Below are 15,073 nucleotides of genomic sequence, written 5' to 3'. Positions count from 1 at the left end.
TTAACTTGTCTCAGTCGCTATTACAGCAGACGGGCAAGCGCATATTGGCAGTCCGTTCGAATGCCGAACGTGAGTCATTGCGGTGCGTCATAGTTCTGCCTTGAACTTTTAGTCATCCCTGGCTTAAGCGCACCCTGTATGGCATTGATCACCTCATGGGGCGTCCGATGCCATGTTCTTATTTATGGATAGAAGCATTTAAATCAAATGGACGGTTTGGGTCGGTGTGCGCTTCTTATCGAATTCTTGAAGCCGCTTCCGTCAGGCGACGGGTCATGACCTCGCAGTACCAGTCGACAAACTGGTTGACGCCATTCTCTACCAGCGGTGAGTACGGGCCCGGTTGATAAGCGGGCGAGGTGACGCCGACCTGCGCGCCCTCCACCAGGCGTCGGTCCTGGTCGTTGGTCGCCATCCAGACCTTGGTCAGGCGCTCGATATCGTAGTCCACCCCTTCCTGTGCATCCTTGTGCACCAACCAGCGGGTGGTTACGACGGTCTGGCCCGGACCTTGAGGCAGTACGCGGAAGCTCAGTGCGTGGTCGCCAAGAAAGTGATTCCAGGTCGATGGGTAATTGAAGTAGAGCAGCGCACCGATATTCTCGACGCCACTACGATCCAGGCGCCCGCTGACGGCGGGTTTGCCGTCCATGGTGTAGCTGCTGGCGCCATCACTGAGCGGAATCCGGGTCATTCGATATTGACCTGCCGGATCCATATTGATCCGGCTGGCCAAACCCGCTGCCTCGCAGGTGCTCCAATGGGCGGCAAGCTCCGGATCTTCGTCACCGCCGATGCCCTGGACGGATACGTTTTCTACAAACGACTTCAGCAATTCAGGGTGGGTCCCGTCACAGTGATAGCACTCGCGATTATTCTCGAAGACGAGTTTCCAATTACCTTTCTCGACCAGGTGAGCTTCGAAAGCAACTTTGCAGTCTTCCAGATTGTGCGGGCCGATGAACGGCGAAACGGCGCTGCGAAACTTCTCGAAATCCGGTGCGACCTTGGCGACGCAGACATAAATGTAGCTGTGCACCACTTCACAATGCGCTGGTATAAGTCCATGGTCGGCTGCGTTGAAGTCCGGGCCCATGTTGCCGGCGTAGAGAAGCTTGCCGTCGAGTTCGAACGTCCACTTGTGGTAGGGGCAGACCAGTTTCGCGACCTTGCCTTTTTCCTCGGTGCAGACTTTCGAGCCACGATGACGACAAGCGTTGTGGAACGCCCGGACGTTACCGTCTTTTCCGCGTACTACGACTACCGGGTAATCACCGATCTGCAAGGTCAGGTATTGGCCTGGCTTCTCTAGCTCAAAAGTGTGCCCCGCAAAAATCCACTCCCGATGCCAAATCTGCTCCAGATCCTGGCGATACAGATCGGCATCAGAATAAGCAGCGCCAGGAAGAGCATGCTGCGGTTTGCGCTGCTTGATCAGGTCTAATACGTCGGTGTACTTAGGCATTTCTTTCATGCACTCCTTATTATCGGGGCTTAGTGCAGCGTTTCTGCTCGCGCAGATGAATCGCTGACTTGGTAACGCTGCGAACTTGCTTCAACGCTGCGTCCAATTCAGCTAGCCTTACGGCATGGATGCGCCTGGATTTCGGTCGCTACTGCTTGCAAACAGTCTAGGACGAGGCCACAGGCCTGAAGAATCGACATTTTTTATGGGGTAATGATGATCTACTGTCATGGTTAAGCAGACCGAACCCGATCAGGCGCTGATCAAGATGCCCTCGCTGCGGGCAGTCAAGGCCTTCCTGGCCGCAGCCAGGTATCAGAACTTTACCCGGGCCGCTGAAGCGCTCTGCGTCACGCAGGCCGCCATCAGTCGCCATATACGGGATTTGGAAGAGCATCTCGGGACCGAGCTTTTCGATCGGGCAGGGCGTGCAGTCAAGCTGACCGACGCTGGCTCCAACTTCTATGATGTGGTGCAGTTGTCATTCAGCAGCATCGCTCAGGCCGCTGAGCGTATGCGCAGCAAATCTGTCTCCAAGCAGGTGGTCACGCTGTGCTGTTCGCCGGCCTTTACCAACTTCTGGCTCGGGCCGCGACTGCCGGCTTTTTTCGAAGCCCATCCTGAGATTGACCTCAACCTGGTGGTGACCCAGAACTTCCTGTCAATGGAGACGGGGGTGCATCCGGATATCATCATCTGCAAGATGATGAAGAGCCACGACGGCTACCACAGCGAGCCGCTCATGTGCGACGTCATCTACCCTGTGTGCACACCGCTCTATCTGGAGCAACACCCGGAACTGCAATCCATCCATGATCTTCGCGACAGCGCGTTGCTGAACCTCAGCCCCTTCGGGCGCTCGCAGGTGGCAGAGCATTTGGACTGGTATGGGTGGCTCGCCCACTATGATATCGACCTTAAGGCGCGCTCCAGCAAGGCGTCTCACTTTTTCAACGCCAACGACTACAGCCTCCTGATCCAGCTTGTGCTGGGCAATCAGGGCGTCGCGTTGGGCTGGGATCATCTGGTAGCGCCGCTGATTGAGAAGGGGCTGTTGGTGCGCCCGGTCGAGGAAAAGCTGGTGCACAAGGAAACCCTTCACTATCTGAATTTCAATGAAGACAAGGCGCGCGATCCAAGCTGCTGCAAGCTGCGCGACTGGCTCCTGGCACAGTTCGATAGGGAGGCGTTCGAGGAGCCTGAAGTAGCCCGTACATAACCGCAGATCATCAGTTGATCCACATAAAAGTCGCTGTGTGCTGTTCCCGCCTGTCTTTATTCTTTCACCTTGAGAGCCCAGACATAACGCATGTCTCAAGGTGAAGGAATGACCACTATTCCCTGAACGAACAAATGCGAGTGCTGGTTGATATCGGCGCGGTTCGTGTCGTATTCGCCTGCCAGGAATTCAGTTTCCGCTGGGCGCCGGTTGTTCGGTGTCGAATCTAACCAGCATTCGAATTAGCAACTACTGCCCCTCTGTGCCGATTCGGTAACTGACGTTGCCGGGAACGCTATCGCTCAAAACAAGTGTGCGGGAAGATCAAAATGACTCAGTTGAAAACAACAGAAGAATACCAGTCGATTGCTCGGCAACTGACCTTGCCAAACAAGGCTGTGATCGATGGTGAAATACGTTCGGCACTTTCCGGCGCAACGTTTAGCACGGTTAATCCCGCCAATGGTGAGCACCTGGCCGATGTGGCTGCTTGTTCGTCAGTTGATGTGGACGCGGCCGTCACAGCAGCGCGGGCCGCTTTCAATGATGGTCGTTGGTCAAAGCTTCACCCCAGTGCGCGTAAGCAGGCAATCTTGCGTCTGGCAGCGTTGATCGAAGAGAACGCAGTGGAACTCGCGGTGATGGAAAGCCTGGACAGCGGCAAGACCATTTTCGACTGCCAGACAGTCGATGTGCCGGAAACCATCAACTGCCTGCGCTGGCACGCCGAAGCCATCGACAAGATCTATGACCAGGTGTCACCTGCGTCCGACGGTCATCTCGCGTTGGTTGTCCGTGAGGCGATCGGTGTGGTTGGCCTGGTCTTGCCTTGGAACTTCCCGCTGTTGATGCTGGCCTGGAAAATCGGCCCGTCGCTGGCCGCAGGTTGCTCCCTGGTGGTCAAGCCGGCGGAAGAAACGTCGTTGACGACCCTGCGCGTTGCTCAGTTGGCCTTGGAGGCCGGCATCCCCGCCGGGGTCTTCAACGTTGTGACCGGGGGCGGGGCTGAGGTCGGTGAGCCCATTGGCCGTCACCCTGATATCGACGTCATCTCTTTTACTGGCTCGACAGATACCGGGCGCCGCTTCCTGAAATACTCCGCCGAGACCAATCTCAAGGAAGTGGTGCTGGAGATGGGGGGCAAGAACCCTTGCATCGTCCTGGACGATGTCAGTGACCTGGACAGTGTAGCCTCGCACATCGTGAACGGTGCGTTCTGGAACATGGGGGAGAACTGTTCCGCGATCTCCCGACTGATCGTGCATGAGGACATCAAGCAGGCCCTGCTCGAGCGCATCAAACATTTCGCCAACGACTGGCATGTGGGGGATCCGCTCGACCCGGCCAACCGCGTTGGCCCGTTGGTGTCCACCGAACATTTCAGCAAGGTCAGTTCCTACCTGGGCCAGGGTGAGCCGGTGCTTTTTGGCGGGCAGACCAGCCAGGGGCGGTACGTACACCCGACCATCATCGAAGCTTCGAGCAATGACGCAAGACCTGCGCGCGAAGAAATCTTCGGCCCGATCCTCACCGTGATCACCGTCAGCAGCCTCCAGGAAGCGGTGGCAGTGGCCAACGACACGGACTACGGACTCGCTGCTTCGGTGTTCACGGACAACGGCAAGCGCGCCATGCGTATTGCCCGCGCGCTCAAGGCCGGGACGGTGACCGTCAACTCATTTGGAGAAGGTGACATCACCACGCCATTTGGTGGTTACAAACAGTCAGGTTTCGGTGGCCGCGACAACTCGTTGCATGCCCACGATCAGTACACCCAACTGAAAACCATCTGGCTGGATCTCTCCAGCGAAGAAGAGATTTGATCCCATGACTGCATTCGCTTTTTCCGGGCTCAATCTCGCTGTCACCACCCCTTTTGATGCCCAGGGCAAGATCGACTATCCGCGCTTTGAGACCTTGCTCGAGCGCTATCTCGCCGCCGGCGTGCATGGCTTTGTCCTGAGTTCCGGGACGGGCATGCATGTCTACCTGAGCCAAGAAGAGTCCAGACAGTTGGTTGCCTTTGGCGCGAACGTCATTGACGGGCGTGCCCGCATCATCGTTCAAACCTCTGCCTTGCTGGCTGACGAGGTGGTGGAGCGTACCCGGCATGCCGCCGAGTGCGGCGCGCACGGCGTCATGGTGCTTCCGCCGTTTTTCGAAGGCCCCACCGATGACCAGGGCATCGTCGACTTCTATTCCACGGTGGCTGAAGCCGGGTTGCCCATCATCGGCTACAACGTGCCTCAGGCGGTGGGCGTCGAAGTCACCCCGGATCTGTTTCGCCAACTGAGCGAAATCCCGAACTTCGTATCGGTCAAGGACAGCAGTGGCGATCTCTCCGCGCAGGCGTCACTGATCCGTACGGGCCTGCCGACCATGAACGGCGCCGACCCGCTGGTGCCATACGCGCTCTTTGCCGGTGCGGCGGGCCTGATCTGGGGCGGGGCGAACATGGCGCCGCGCTCTTGTGTGGCGGCAGTGAAGGCCGCCATGGAGCAGGACTGGGCCCGTGCCCGGGAGATCTGGCGGTCGATCGAGCCGGTGATGTCGTTGATCTGGAAGGGTGATTACGTGCAATCGGTCTATGCCGGTGCCGAGATCACCGGCTATGGCGCGGGTAACCCTCGCCGACCGTTGGCGCGTCTGCCTGCCGAGAAGATCGCCGTGCTAAAGACAGCCCTTGAGCCTTTGATCGCTCTGGAGTCCGAACTCGCCTGACGATCTTGGGAGCAAGTCATGTACGTGGCCACTAAATTTCCAAAAAACAGCAGTCTTTCCGCCTGGGTGGCCCTGCTTCCCGCCCGCGTACCGACCCTCCCGCTGGAGGGCGCAGTGACCGCTGACGTTGCGATCATCGGTGCCGGCTTTGCCGGCCTCTCGGCCGCGCGTCGGTTGTCCCTGCTCGATCCGACGCTGCGGGTTGCGATACTGGAAGCCGGCGTTGTCGCAGAGGGCGCCACCGGGCGCAATTCAGGCTTCATTATTGATTTGCCCCATGAGGTCAGCTCGGAAGATTTCGGGGGCTCATCAACCGACCGGGCCCGACGGGACATCACGCTTTACCGGACGGCGATCGGCTTGGCCACCGACATGGCGCAGGAGTACGGCTGGGGGCGCGATATCATTGACCCGTGCGGTCGTTACAGCGTGGCAATCAGCCAGAAAGGTGATGCCCACATCAAGGCGTATGCCCGACAACTGCAAGGGCTTAATGAGGCCCATGAAATCCTGGATGCCAAAGGCATTCATGGGGTGACTGGCAGCCAGCTCTACACTTCCGGGCTCTACATGCCTGGTACGGTGATGGTGCAGCCAGCAGCCTACATTCGAGCGGTTGCAGACAGTCTGCGCAATCCGGTAACGCTGTATGAAAACTCTGCGGTCCTGTCCTTCGACAAGCAGTCGGGAGGCTGGTCACTTAAAACGTCCAAGGGCACCGTTACGGCCAAACGCATCATTTTGGCCAACAACGGCCATGCCCAGAGTTTTGGTCTGTTTCCCGGGCAACTGCTGCATGTCTTTACCTATGCGTCGATGTCGGAGCCTTTTGACCCACGACGCCTGAGCGGGAAGCGAGATTGGGCGGCCACGCCGGCGCTGCCCATGGGCACGACCGTGCGCCGGGTCAGTGGCGCTGAGGGTGATCGCATCCTGATCCGTTCGCGTTATTCCTATCACGCCGGGCTGGAAATCAATGAGGGCCATGTACGTAGCGCGGGACGGGTACATGATGGCAAGTTCGTTGATCGCTTCCCCGGCCTGGCAGGCGTGAAGATGCAATATCGATGGGGCGGTCCGATGGCGCTGACCTGGAACGGCGTGCCGATTTTTGGCGAGATCGAGCCAGGTTTATTCGCCGCTTGTGCATGCAATGGCCTGGGAGCTTCGAAATCTACGGCTGCCGGGATTGCAGCGGCTGAGGCCGCCGTGGGGCTGAAATCGCAGTTGGTTGAAATTTTTTCCAATTATGACTCGCCCAAAAACCTTCCGCCCCAGCCATTTCTGAGCATTGGCGCCAAAGCCGACTTACGTTTGCGTGAATGGCGTGCCGGGCGTGAATGATGTCATCGTGAAGTGCAAAACCGCCCAGGGGAATGTATGAGCAGTCAGCTGGAAAACGCCGTGCGTCATTACGATGTTCCCAGGCCTCAACTTGGAATCATCTTGTGTCTGCTGTCGATGTTGATCTTTGCAAGCCAGGACGGCATCACCAAGGTGCTTGTCAAGGATCTACCCATCGCGCAACTCGTCATGGTGCGCTATTGGGTATTCCTGGCCTTTGCTGTCGGTTACAGCGTTTATCAAGGAAGCTTGCGAACCGCATGTCGAAGCCAGCACCCTTTTCTCCAGATCATTCGTGCGTTGATCGGGGTCGGTGAAATCGCTTTGTTTGGATTAGGGCTGCGCTACCTGGGGTTGGCTGAAATGCATGCCCTGTACGCCGTGTTTCCCCTGATGACCCTGGCTTTGGCAGGTGCATTTTTGGGGGAGTACGTTGGCATTCGCCGATGGATTGCCGCCGCTATCGGTTTCACGGGCACGGTGGTGATCCTTCGACCAGGCACCGGTGTTTTTGAACTGGCAGCGCTTATCCCACTGCTGTCGGCCTTGGGGTTCGCTGTTTTCAGTGTGCTGACCCGACGAATCAGCCAAGGTGATTCGTTTGCTACGAACATGCTCTACATGGGGTTCTTCGGTGCGGTAGCCATCACCTTGCTGGGTCTTCCGGGCTGGGTTTCTCCAAGCCCGAAGCAATGGGTACTGATCGGGGTCCTTTCGATAACAGGCGTAGTGGCCCAGCTTTTACTTATCCAAGCGCTTAGATACGCGACGGCGGCCACGCTCCAGCCCTTCAACTACACGCTTCTGGTGTTTGCCACGTTGATAGGTCTGTTCGTGTTTGGCGAGCTTCCTGACACATGGACAGTAGTGGGGGCGTGCATGGTGATTGCCGGAGGCCTGTATGCGATCAAGGTGAAAGGGTAGACATCCTGTTCGAGTTTATTCACTGTCCCAGACCTGTGGCTATCCGTTAGTCACTTCGCTGCGGGGAAGGGTGAGGCTGATCGGGCGCCCGAGCTATGAGCTTGCCCATAGCTCGGGCGGTGACCATTGCAGTTTGCTGCTCTGTAGAGTTGATTCGGCCGTGACTGATCTGGCGGGTTTCCAGGGCAGCCATGGACTGATCAACGCTCAGGATTCCAATTCAGGAATGAATCTATTGCGTCATACGCTTGCCGGGATCAGCGCCCGTGGTTTTTTCTCAAGACTAACCTTGACCGGATCGCACAGGGAGAGCATGCGAATGCTCAAAGATGGCGACGGTGATCTGGCTTCTGTGGACAGCGTCACCTACGACTATCTTGCGAGGGATAACAGCGACGAGATCGAGGGTCTGAGGATCCTGGCGCGAAGTGTGCGCAGTCCCTGCCTGCCCTATATAACCTCGATTCGGCGAACGCCTGCGGACGTGGATTCAATCAGGAAGGCAATGAATGAAGCCTTGAGCCAACTTCCTGAGATATCTCGTGACCTGGCGATCAAGGAAGTGCTGCCGGCCAGTGAGGCGGACTATGAATGTCTTCTGGAGTATGAGCGCAGTGCGGCTCATTGCGGCTTTTCGTTCGTAGCGTCCTGAGTAGCGAGCCGTCCCTGGCTCATCACCTCAAATCATCTAGAACTTGAACCGCCCCACCAGTCCTTTGAGCTGCCCGGAAATATCGGTCAAGCGCCCCGAGCCGGTCTGCGCCGAGTGGGCGAATTCCTCGACCAGCTGTGCATCGGCATGGATCTGCGCGATGTGCCGGTTGATGTCTTCGGCCACTTGGTGCTGTTCCTCTGCGGCCGTGGCGATCTGGGTGTTCTGGTCGCGGATCGAATCCACTGAGGTGCGGATCTTGTCGAAACTGTCGCGGGCCTGTTGGATGCGTTCCACGCTGGTTTGCGACACCTGGAGGCTGCCCTGCATTTGCAGGGTGACTTCCTGGGTACGTCGGGCGAGGTTGCCCAGCAGGCTGTCGATCTCACCGGTGGAGTCGGCGGTACGTCGGGCCAGGGCGCGGACTTCGTCGGCCACCACGGCAAAGCCGCGACCTTGATCACCGGCGCGTGCTGCCTCGATGGCGGCGTTGAGGGCCAGCAGGTTGGTCTGTTCGGCAATCGAGCGAATGGTGTCGAGGATGGTGTTGATGTTCTTGCTGTCCTGTTCCAGCGCCTGCATGGTCTGGGTCGACTTTTGCAGGTCCTCGCTCAGCCTCAGCACACTGCCGGTGGCTTCGCCGATGTGCTGCTGCCCGTCGTGCACGTCGCGGTAGCCTTCGTCCGCACTGGAGGCGGCCTGGCTGCAGGAGCGGGCGACTTCGTTGGCGGTGGCGACCATTTCGTTGAACGCGGTGCTGACCAGCTCCACGGCCTGGCGCTGGCGCCCGGCAGCGTCGTTCATGTTTTGAGCCACGTGGCTGGTATCGGCCGCGGCCGTTTGCAGGTCGGAAGAGGCACTGCCGATACGCTGCATCAGTTGCGCGATCATGCCCAGGAACTGGTTGAACCAGCCCGCCAGAGTGGCCGTTTCGTCCTTGCCTTGCACTGAGAGTTTACGAGTGAGGTCGCCTTCACCTTCGGCGATTTCCTGCAGGCCGTTGGCAACACCACGAATCGGACGCACGATGACGCTGGCGAAACTGGCACCGACGACTGCGAAGACCGCCGCCAGCGCAGCGGCAATGACGGCGATCAACCAGGTCAGGCTCGAAGCCTCGGCCATCACTTCATCGCGCTTGATCAGGCCGATGAAGCGCCAGCCCAGGCCCTTGGAACTGACGACGTTGGCCATGTAAGGCACACCGTCAATCTCGATCTGGGTCACGCCATCGCTGCTTTTAGCCAGCTCGGCGTAGTTGGGGCCAAGGTCGGCCAACGGCTTGAAGTTGTGCTTGGCATCGGCCGGATCGACCAGGACATTGCCGTTGGCTTCGACCAGCATCAGGTAGCCGCTTTCGCCCAGCTTGATGTTCTTGACCAGCTCGGTCAGTTGCTTGAGCGACACGTCCAGGCCAACCACGCCCACCAGGTTGCCACTGGCGTCGGCGACGGTGTGCACGGTGCCGATCAGCGACACATCGTCCGGCGCCCAATAATAGGCATCTGTACGCACGGTAGTGCCCGGTTTGGCTATCGCAGCCTTGTACCAGGGGCGCACGCGCGGATCGTAGTTGGTCATTTTGGGATCATCAGGCCAACTGGCATAACCACCGTCGCTTTGCCCCACGGAAAGGTAGGCGGTGGTTGGATGGCTCTTGGCAAATCTGTCGAAGATCTCCAGAAGCTGTTGGTTGATTTCAGGAAGGGGCGTTTGTGCCGCGTCGGCAAGGGAGTAGTTTTTCAGGCCTTTGGCCGCGATGACCCGTGGATCCTTGGCGATGTATTCGACGTTCTGGCTGATGCCGTCGAAGAACTGTTTCATGCCATTGTCGATCTGGCGGATTTCACGGCCGCTGCTATCCAGGAAGTTGGCTTTTGCGGCGTCGCGCAGGTTCAACACCACGAGCACTGCCACCAGGACAACCGGGAGGCAGGCAATGGCCGCGAACGCCCATGTCAGCTTCTGTTTGATATTCATGACTTCTCCCGCGGAATATTTTAGGTGTTGGAGCGGCGGAAACATTAGCGGTGAGCGTTACGAATTCTGGAAGGGAAGCGCCCATGCCTACCCATAGCATATCGACCAAAGTCCCATGTACTTTAGGCCGATGGGTTGCCACCGGAGATCGATCAGGCTGCCGCGAGGCGATTGCAGACAACCTCGCTAATCTGGAAGATAGTGCCGGCGGCACTGCATCCCATTGGCCTTTTCTAAAGGTGTCGGCGTCAGGTAAGTACTGGTCGTCTTCATGTATCAACGAGGTCCTATGCCAAGCGCATTCGAAAGCGTACTTAAAAACAAGAACATGGCTTATCGACCGCTCGGGTCGGCACCTGCCAACCAGGCGCCGATCCGTGTCGCGTTTGTGTTGATGGATAACTTCTCGATGATGTCCTTCACCGGGGCGGTGGACGCGCTGGTGACCGCCAACCTGATGAGCGACATGCCGCTCTACGAGGTATTGACGGTGGGGGTTTCCGGGGCGCAGGTGACGAGCGACCTGGGAATCGTCATCTCGACTGACATCGAGCTGGCGCAGATGCCGGAGAACCAGGACGTGCTGATCGTCGCCGGTGGCTTTCGTGTGAAGTTGCAGGGCCATCCATTGCTGCGTCGCAAGCTGCGCGCCAATGCAACGTCCGGGGCGATACTGGGCGGGTTGTGGAACGGCGTGTTTTTTGTTGCCGATGCCAACCTGCTCGATGGTTTCGAATGCGCCGTGCATCCGGAAAGCCGCGCCATGATGACGGAGATGTTTCCCCACGTGAAGGTTTCCAGCCGCGCCTACGTGGTTGACCGGGAGCGGGTCAGTTGCGCCGGCGCGAACAGCTCGCTGCGCATGATGCTCCAGTTGATCAGCAAGACGGGAGGGCAGGCGCTGGTGGGGGCGATCGAGGAGATTCTTCGCTGTGATGAATCCGGCGATGATGCTTCGGATTTACCGCCGGTCTTTGTCGAAACGGACCCGACGCTGCCGGAAAGTCTCAAGCTGGCGTTGGAGCTGATGTGGCAAAACGTAGAGGAGCCCTTGACCATCGATGAGCTGGCGGCGTGCGTCAAGATTTCCAAGCGGCAGTTGGAACGACGCTTCTGCAGTTTTCTCGGGGCGACTCCAACGCGCTATTACCTGGAACTGCGCCTGACGCGCGCGCGCCAACTCATCCAGCAAACCAATCGGTCTGTGACAGAAATCGCCGTGGCGACGGGCTTTGTCAGTTCGCCGCACTTCCAACGGCGTTTCCGGGATTTTTTCGGCGTTCCACCGGGCAGTTATCGTTCCAGGCTTGAGCGAAAACAAGCGTTGCGCTAAGGCCTCGATGTAACGCGCTTTTTGCGTAGCCGAGTGGGTTCGATCTCTCGATCAGCTCGCTCGGGACTTCTGGATCATGTACAAAACGATACAGCCCGTGGCACACATCCAAATGATCGACCCGGTGGCGGCCACGATCAATGAGAGGTCTGAGTCTTGCTCGATCATGCTTGGAACGGCGTACGCCAACCAGAGCAGTGAGACAAGAGCGTAGGCCAACAGCGACATCAGGAACTCGAATATCTTTTTTGCGTGCATGAATCTTCCCCACCCGCCAAGAGTAGGTAGGTACTTCAGGTCATCGGGTCAGGTTGCCTTTTTCTGTCTATGCACAAATAAAGAGTCTTGCAGTAGTCACTGGCGAGCCGTCGCAAGGTCTCGCCATCCAATACGAAGACATCCATGTCAGAGCATTTTGCTCTGACTTTCGCTCGGGTGCGAAAGGCAACGCCGCAGGCTAGCGGCGTAGGGATCAAATCTTGTCGTCTGGTTGCGCTTTGGCAGGCAGTTCAGCGGACTGCGAGGCGGTCAAGGTGGAACCGCTGCAGAGTACTTTCCCTACTTCATCAGCCACGGTGCCCTCGACGATTCGCCCCTGCATCTCGTCAAACTGAACGTTTTCCAAGGCCTCGACGCTGCTGTACATGCCCATATGGCGGACATTGCGGTTGGCGCAATCAAGCTCCAATTTTGTATAGCTGGTGAAGTACGTCCCCGTTCTTCGTATGGTGGCGTGGATGGCAGGACCATATTCAGCAAACGAGACGATGGCGTATTCCGCCGCCGAATCGTCGTAGTTATATTGGATTTTCTGAACGTCCGCTGTGGCGTAGCATGCTACGAAAAGTACGGCGATCGATATAACCGTTTTCATGCTTTCTTCCATGAAATAAGCTGAAGCTAAGGGCTTGGATGGCAAATTGAAATCATTTTGCTCGGCTTGCAACAACGAGTCAACAATCCAACGAGGCGTAAGGTAACTGTTGGTCAGAAATCCGGATTGCCGGCGGAACTTTATAGACGATTCGGGTTCACGCGCAAGGCGTGGAAGCGTTATCTGCGAAACCGATGGGCTTCGCCTCACAGAGTGAAGCTTGAATTCGCCGAATTGCCGGGGTTCTTTAGATTTTTTTCACCTGAATTCGCTCATTTCGAGTCTTCTTTCTCCACGAAGATGAAGTCGAGTATCAGCGCAAAAATAATTGCCCCGCCTGAAACCAGGAAAAGCACGGCGTGATGCCCGCCGCTGGCATTGAACAGCGCCGAATAGGCAAACCCGGCCACGGCCTGGAAGGTGGCGAAGGATATGGTGGCACGGCTCCAGGCGACTTGTTGACGGTGATGGTCCGGTACCAGTTCATGCACCCGGGCCAGGGCCAAAGGCACAATGCCGGGTGGGAATGAACCGATGATCAGCGCCAGTGACGCCAATGCGATGAAGGTGTGTGAGATCGCCAGCAAGCCAAGGGCGATCGCTTGCACGACCAGGACCAGTCGAATACTCCTGCGCGCCCCGAGATGGTCGGCAAGAAAGCCATAGCTCACCGGCCCGATAATCGCACCGAGGCCATACATCACCCAGACCAGCGCCCCGATATGCGCACCGGCACCGAGACCGCGGGTCACATAATCCACCAGGAAGACCATGGCAGGCACGAGCCCGGCGGCCATGAACGCATATTGAGCGAACAATTGGTACACGGCGCGAGGCGTTGGCTCGTCGGGCTTGGCGTCGCTAGCGTTGGCGGCCACGTGCGGCAGATCCTGCGGCCAACCGAACCAGCTCAGCCCGGTCAGTACCAGCGACAGCGCCCCGAGCCCCAGCCAGGTGGCCTGCAGGCCGAGGCTCAACAGCGGCGGCACGATCGTGCCGGAGCCGGCGATGCCCAGGCCGATACCAAGGAAAATCGCGCCACTGGCCAGCCCTCTACGTGCTGCGGGGACGTGGGGCAGCACGGTTGCCGCCACCAGCACCATGATTGCACCGCCGGCGATCCCCGATAGCAATCGCCAGGCGAAATACCAGGTCACCGACACGGGAAAGGCGCAGGCGAAAAACGCGGCCGTCACGGCGAGCATCATCAGCCGCAAGGCGTTTTTATTCGTCAGCCGGCGGGCCACGGGCCGGCCGAGCAGAGCACCGATCAAGTAGCCGACCAGGTTCGCAGCCCCCAGGTAGACCACGTCATGGGCAGAAAACCACTGCGCCTGGATCAGCGAAGGAATCAGCGGTGTGTAGGCGAAACGCGCCAGGCCGATGCTGACGAGGCTGGCGCAAAGACCCGCAAGGATCGGCAACCAGATGCCGGCACGGGGGGCGTCGAGCGCAGCGGAAGGGGTACTCATGATAACGATCCTGCGAAAAGGTTTATGGTGCTCAGCATATCGGCTATCGTTGCTGCGTTTGCGCAGCGATTTCGCGGCAATGTGATGCAGTTGTGCATCATGTGGGAGGCCAGATGAATTGGGATGATGCACGGGTATTTCTTGCTGTCTGTCGAGCGTCGACCTTGCGCGGCGCCGCGCGGCTACTGGGGGTGGATCAGGCGACCGTGGGGCGGCGTATCAACGCGCTGGAGAAATCCCTGAGCGCCGCGTTGTTCCTGCGTACCTCCGACGGTTATGCACTGACGGCGGTGGGCGAAGCAGCGCTCAAGGCGGTGGAGAAAATGGAGCATTCGGCGCTGGAGCTGGAGCGACGGATACAGGGCCTGGATGAGCGCCTGATCGGCAACGTGCGTGTGGCTACCACCGATTCGCTGGCAATCGACTTTCTGATTCCGGCCATTGCCAGCCTGCATGCACGCCACCCTGACGTGCGGGTGCAATTGGACGCCTCCACGCAGATCCTCAGCCTGGTCAAGCGTGAAGCGGACATCGCCGTGCGCAACACCCGGCCAGACAATCCCGACCTGATCGCCCGGCGGATTGCGCGTTGGCCGGTGGGCCTGTTCGCCTCCCAGGCCTATGTCGATACCCATGACGTACCGTCGCCTGGCAGCGCATTCGAAGGCCATGACCTGGTGGTCTACCAGCCCTATTTGCAGGGCAACAAGGACTTTACCCTGGTCTCGGAACCGATCAGCCGCGGGCGGATCGTCGCCAGCTTGAGTTCGAGCCTGTTAGTGCGTCGCTCAATTGCCGCGGGCATTGGGGTGGGGGAGATTCCAGTGTATATGGGGGAGCGGGACGGGTTGGTGCGGTTGTGGCCGGAGCGCACGCGCCCGCTGCCCTATGAGGTATGGCTGGTCACCCACGCGGACCTGCGCCATACCGCGCGGGTGCGGGCGGTGATTGATGAGATTGTCGAGGTGTTTGCGCTGGAGAATGAGTAAAGCGGTCACAGGATCCAATGTGGAAGCGAGCTTGCTCGCGATCGCGTCAGTCCTGCCAGCATCAACGCTGGCTGGTACTGCGCTATCGCGAGCAAGCTCG

At 58.5% G+C, this 15,073-nt stretch carries 12 protein-coding genes; 8 read left to right on the top strand and 4 right to left on the bottom strand.

What is annotated here, in order from left to right; genetic code table 11:
* Positions 1 to 235: 235 nt before the first annotated feature.
* Positions 236 to 1,465 carry an aromatic ring-hydroxylating dioxygenase subunit alpha gene (locus J9870_RS18785; protein WP_210645332.1) on the bottom strand — a complete coding sequence of 410 codons (1,230 nt, stop codon included), beginning with the start codon at positions 1,463 to 1,465 and terminating at the stop codon, positions 236 to 238.
* A gap of 229 nt (positions 1,466 to 1,694) precedes the next feature.
* Between J9870_RS18785 and J9870_RS18780 the strand changes: the two genes are divergently transcribed.
* The 6 genes from J9870_RS18780 (at position 1,695) to J9870_RS18755 (ending at position 8,325) form a co-directional block, all read left to right on the top strand.
* The gene (locus J9870_RS18780; RefSeq protein WP_210639459.1) at positions 1,695 to 2,684 is read left to right on the top strand and encodes a LysR family transcriptional regulator; all 990 of its coding nucleotides are present in this window, start codon (positions 1,695 to 1,697) and stop codon (positions 2,682 to 2,684) included.
* Between the two features lie 329 nt (positions 2,685 to 3,013).
* Positions 3,014 to 4,507, top strand: a complete 1,494-nt coding sequence (locus J9870_RS18775; RefSeq protein WP_210639458.1) for an aldehyde dehydrogenase — start codon at positions 3,014 to 3,016, stop codon at positions 4,505 to 4,507.
* Positions 4,508 to 4,511: 4 nt separating this feature from the next.
* Entirely contained in the window at positions 4,512 to 5,405 is an 894-nt protein-coding gene (locus J9870_RS18770; RefSeq protein WP_210639457.1) for a dihydrodipicolinate synthase family protein, read from the top strand.
* A gap of 18 nt (positions 5,406 to 5,423) precedes the next feature.
* The gene (locus tag J9870_RS18765; RefSeq protein ID WP_210639456.1) at positions 5,424 to 6,749 is read left to right on the top strand and encodes an FAD-binding oxidoreductase; all 1,326 of its coding nucleotides are present in this window, start codon (positions 5,424 to 5,426) and stop codon (positions 6,747 to 6,749) included.
* A gap of 36 nt (positions 6,750 to 6,785) precedes the next feature.
* Positions 6,786 to 7,673 (top strand): DMT family transporter, encoded by an 888-nt coding sequence (locus J9870_RS18760; RefSeq protein ID WP_210639455.1) that lies wholly within the window; start codon positions 6,786 to 6,788, stop codon positions 7,671 to 7,673.
* A gap of 160 nt (positions 7,674 to 7,833) precedes the next feature.
* Entirely contained in the window at positions 7,834 to 8,325 is a 492-nt protein-coding gene (locus tag J9870_RS18755; protein WP_246883025.1) for a PhnD/SsuA/transferrin family substrate-binding protein, read from the top strand.
* 36 nt (positions 8,326 to 8,361) lie between these two features.
* On the opposite strand, the gene J9870_RS18750 is transcribed toward J9870_RS18755, so the two are convergent.
* The gene (locus J9870_RS18750) at positions 8,362 to 10,305 is read right to left on the bottom strand and encodes a methyl-accepting chemotaxis protein (RefSeq protein ID WP_210639454.1); all 1,944 of its coding nucleotides are present in this window, start codon (positions 10,303 to 10,305) and stop codon (positions 8,362 to 8,364) included.
* A 289-nt stretch (positions 10,306 to 10,594) separates the two neighbouring features.
* Between J9870_RS18750 and J9870_RS18745 the strand changes: the two genes are divergently transcribed.
* Complete coding sequence (locus tag J9870_RS18745) at positions 10,595 to 11,638, top strand: GlxA family transcriptional regulator (RefSeq protein WP_210639453.1); 1,044 nt, start codon at positions 10,595 to 10,597, stop codon at positions 11,636 to 11,638.
* 472 nt (positions 11,639 to 12,110) lie between these two features.
* Here J9870_RS18745 and J9870_RS18740 read toward each other — a convergent pair whose 3' ends face one another.
* On the bottom strand, positions 12,111 to 12,512 hold the full coding sequence (locus J9870_RS18740; RefSeq protein WP_210639452.1) for a hypothetical protein: 402 nt from the start codon (positions 12,510 to 12,512) through the stop codon (positions 12,111 to 12,113).
* Positions 12,513 to 12,784: 272 nt separating this feature from the next.
* Positions 12,785 to 13,984, bottom strand: coding sequence for a YbfB/YjiJ family MFS transporter (locus J9870_RS18735; protein WP_210639451.1), 1,200 nt, complete (start codon positions 13,982 to 13,984; stop codon positions 12,785 to 12,787).
* Between the two features lie 113 nt (positions 13,985 to 14,097).
* Between J9870_RS18735 and J9870_RS18730 the strand changes: the two genes are divergently transcribed.
* Positions 14,098 to 14,973 (top strand): LysR family transcriptional regulator, encoded by an 876-nt coding sequence (locus tag J9870_RS18730; protein WP_210639450.1) that lies wholly within the window; start codon positions 14,098 to 14,100, stop codon positions 14,971 to 14,973.
* Positions 14,974 to 15,073: the final 100 nt, after the last annotated feature.

The sequence above is a fragment of the Pseudomonas sp. Tri1 genome (genome assembly GCF_017968885.1).
Classification (GTDB): Bacteria; Pseudomonadota; Gammaproteobacteria; order Pseudomonadales; family Pseudomonadaceae; genus Aquipseudomonas.
Note: the sequence above shows the minus strand (reverse complement) of the source record. Positions and strands in the feature narration are given on the sequence as shown.

Coding starts and splice junctions, on each gene's coding strand:
- J9870_RS18785 (WP_210645332.1), bottom strand. CDS start 1,465: ATGCCTAAGTACACCGACGTATTAGACCTGATCAAGCAGCGCAAACCG.
- J9870_RS18745 (WP_210639453.1), top strand. CDS start 10,595: ATGCCAAGCGCATTCGAAAGCGTACTTAAAAACAAGAACATGGCTTAT.
- J9870_RS18765 (WP_210639456.1), top strand. CDS start 5,424: ATGTACGTGGCCACTAAATTTCCAAAAAACAGCAGTCTTTCCGCCTGG.
- J9870_RS18775 (WP_210639458.1), top strand. CDS start 3,014: ATGACTCAGTTGAAAACAACAGAAGAATACCAGTCGATTGCTCGGCAA.
- J9870_RS18780 (WP_210639459.1), top strand. CDS start 1,695: ATGGTTAAGCAGACCGAACCCGATCAGGCGCTGATCAAGATGCCCTCG.
- J9870_RS18730 (WP_210639450.1), top strand. CDS start 14,098: ATGAATTGGGATGATGCACGGGTATTTCTTGCTGTCTGTCGAGCGTCG.
- J9870_RS18750 (WP_210639454.1), bottom strand. CDS start 10,305: ATGAATATCAAACAGAAGCTGACATGGGCGTTCGCGGCCATTGCCTGC.
- J9870_RS18770 (WP_210639457.1), top strand. CDS start 4,512: ATGACTGCATTCGCTTTTTCCGGGCTCAATCTCGCTGTCACCACCCCT.
- J9870_RS18735 (WP_210639451.1), bottom strand. CDS start 13,984: ATGAGTACCCCTTCCGCTGCGCTCGACGCCCCCCGTGCCGGCATCTGG.
- J9870_RS18760 (WP_210639455.1), top strand. CDS start 6,786: ATGAGCAGTCAGCTGGAAAACGCCGTGCGTCATTACGATGTTCCCAGG.
- J9870_RS18740 (WP_210639452.1), bottom strand. CDS start 12,512: ATGAAAACGGTTATATCGATCGCCGTACTTTTCGTAGCATGCTACGCC.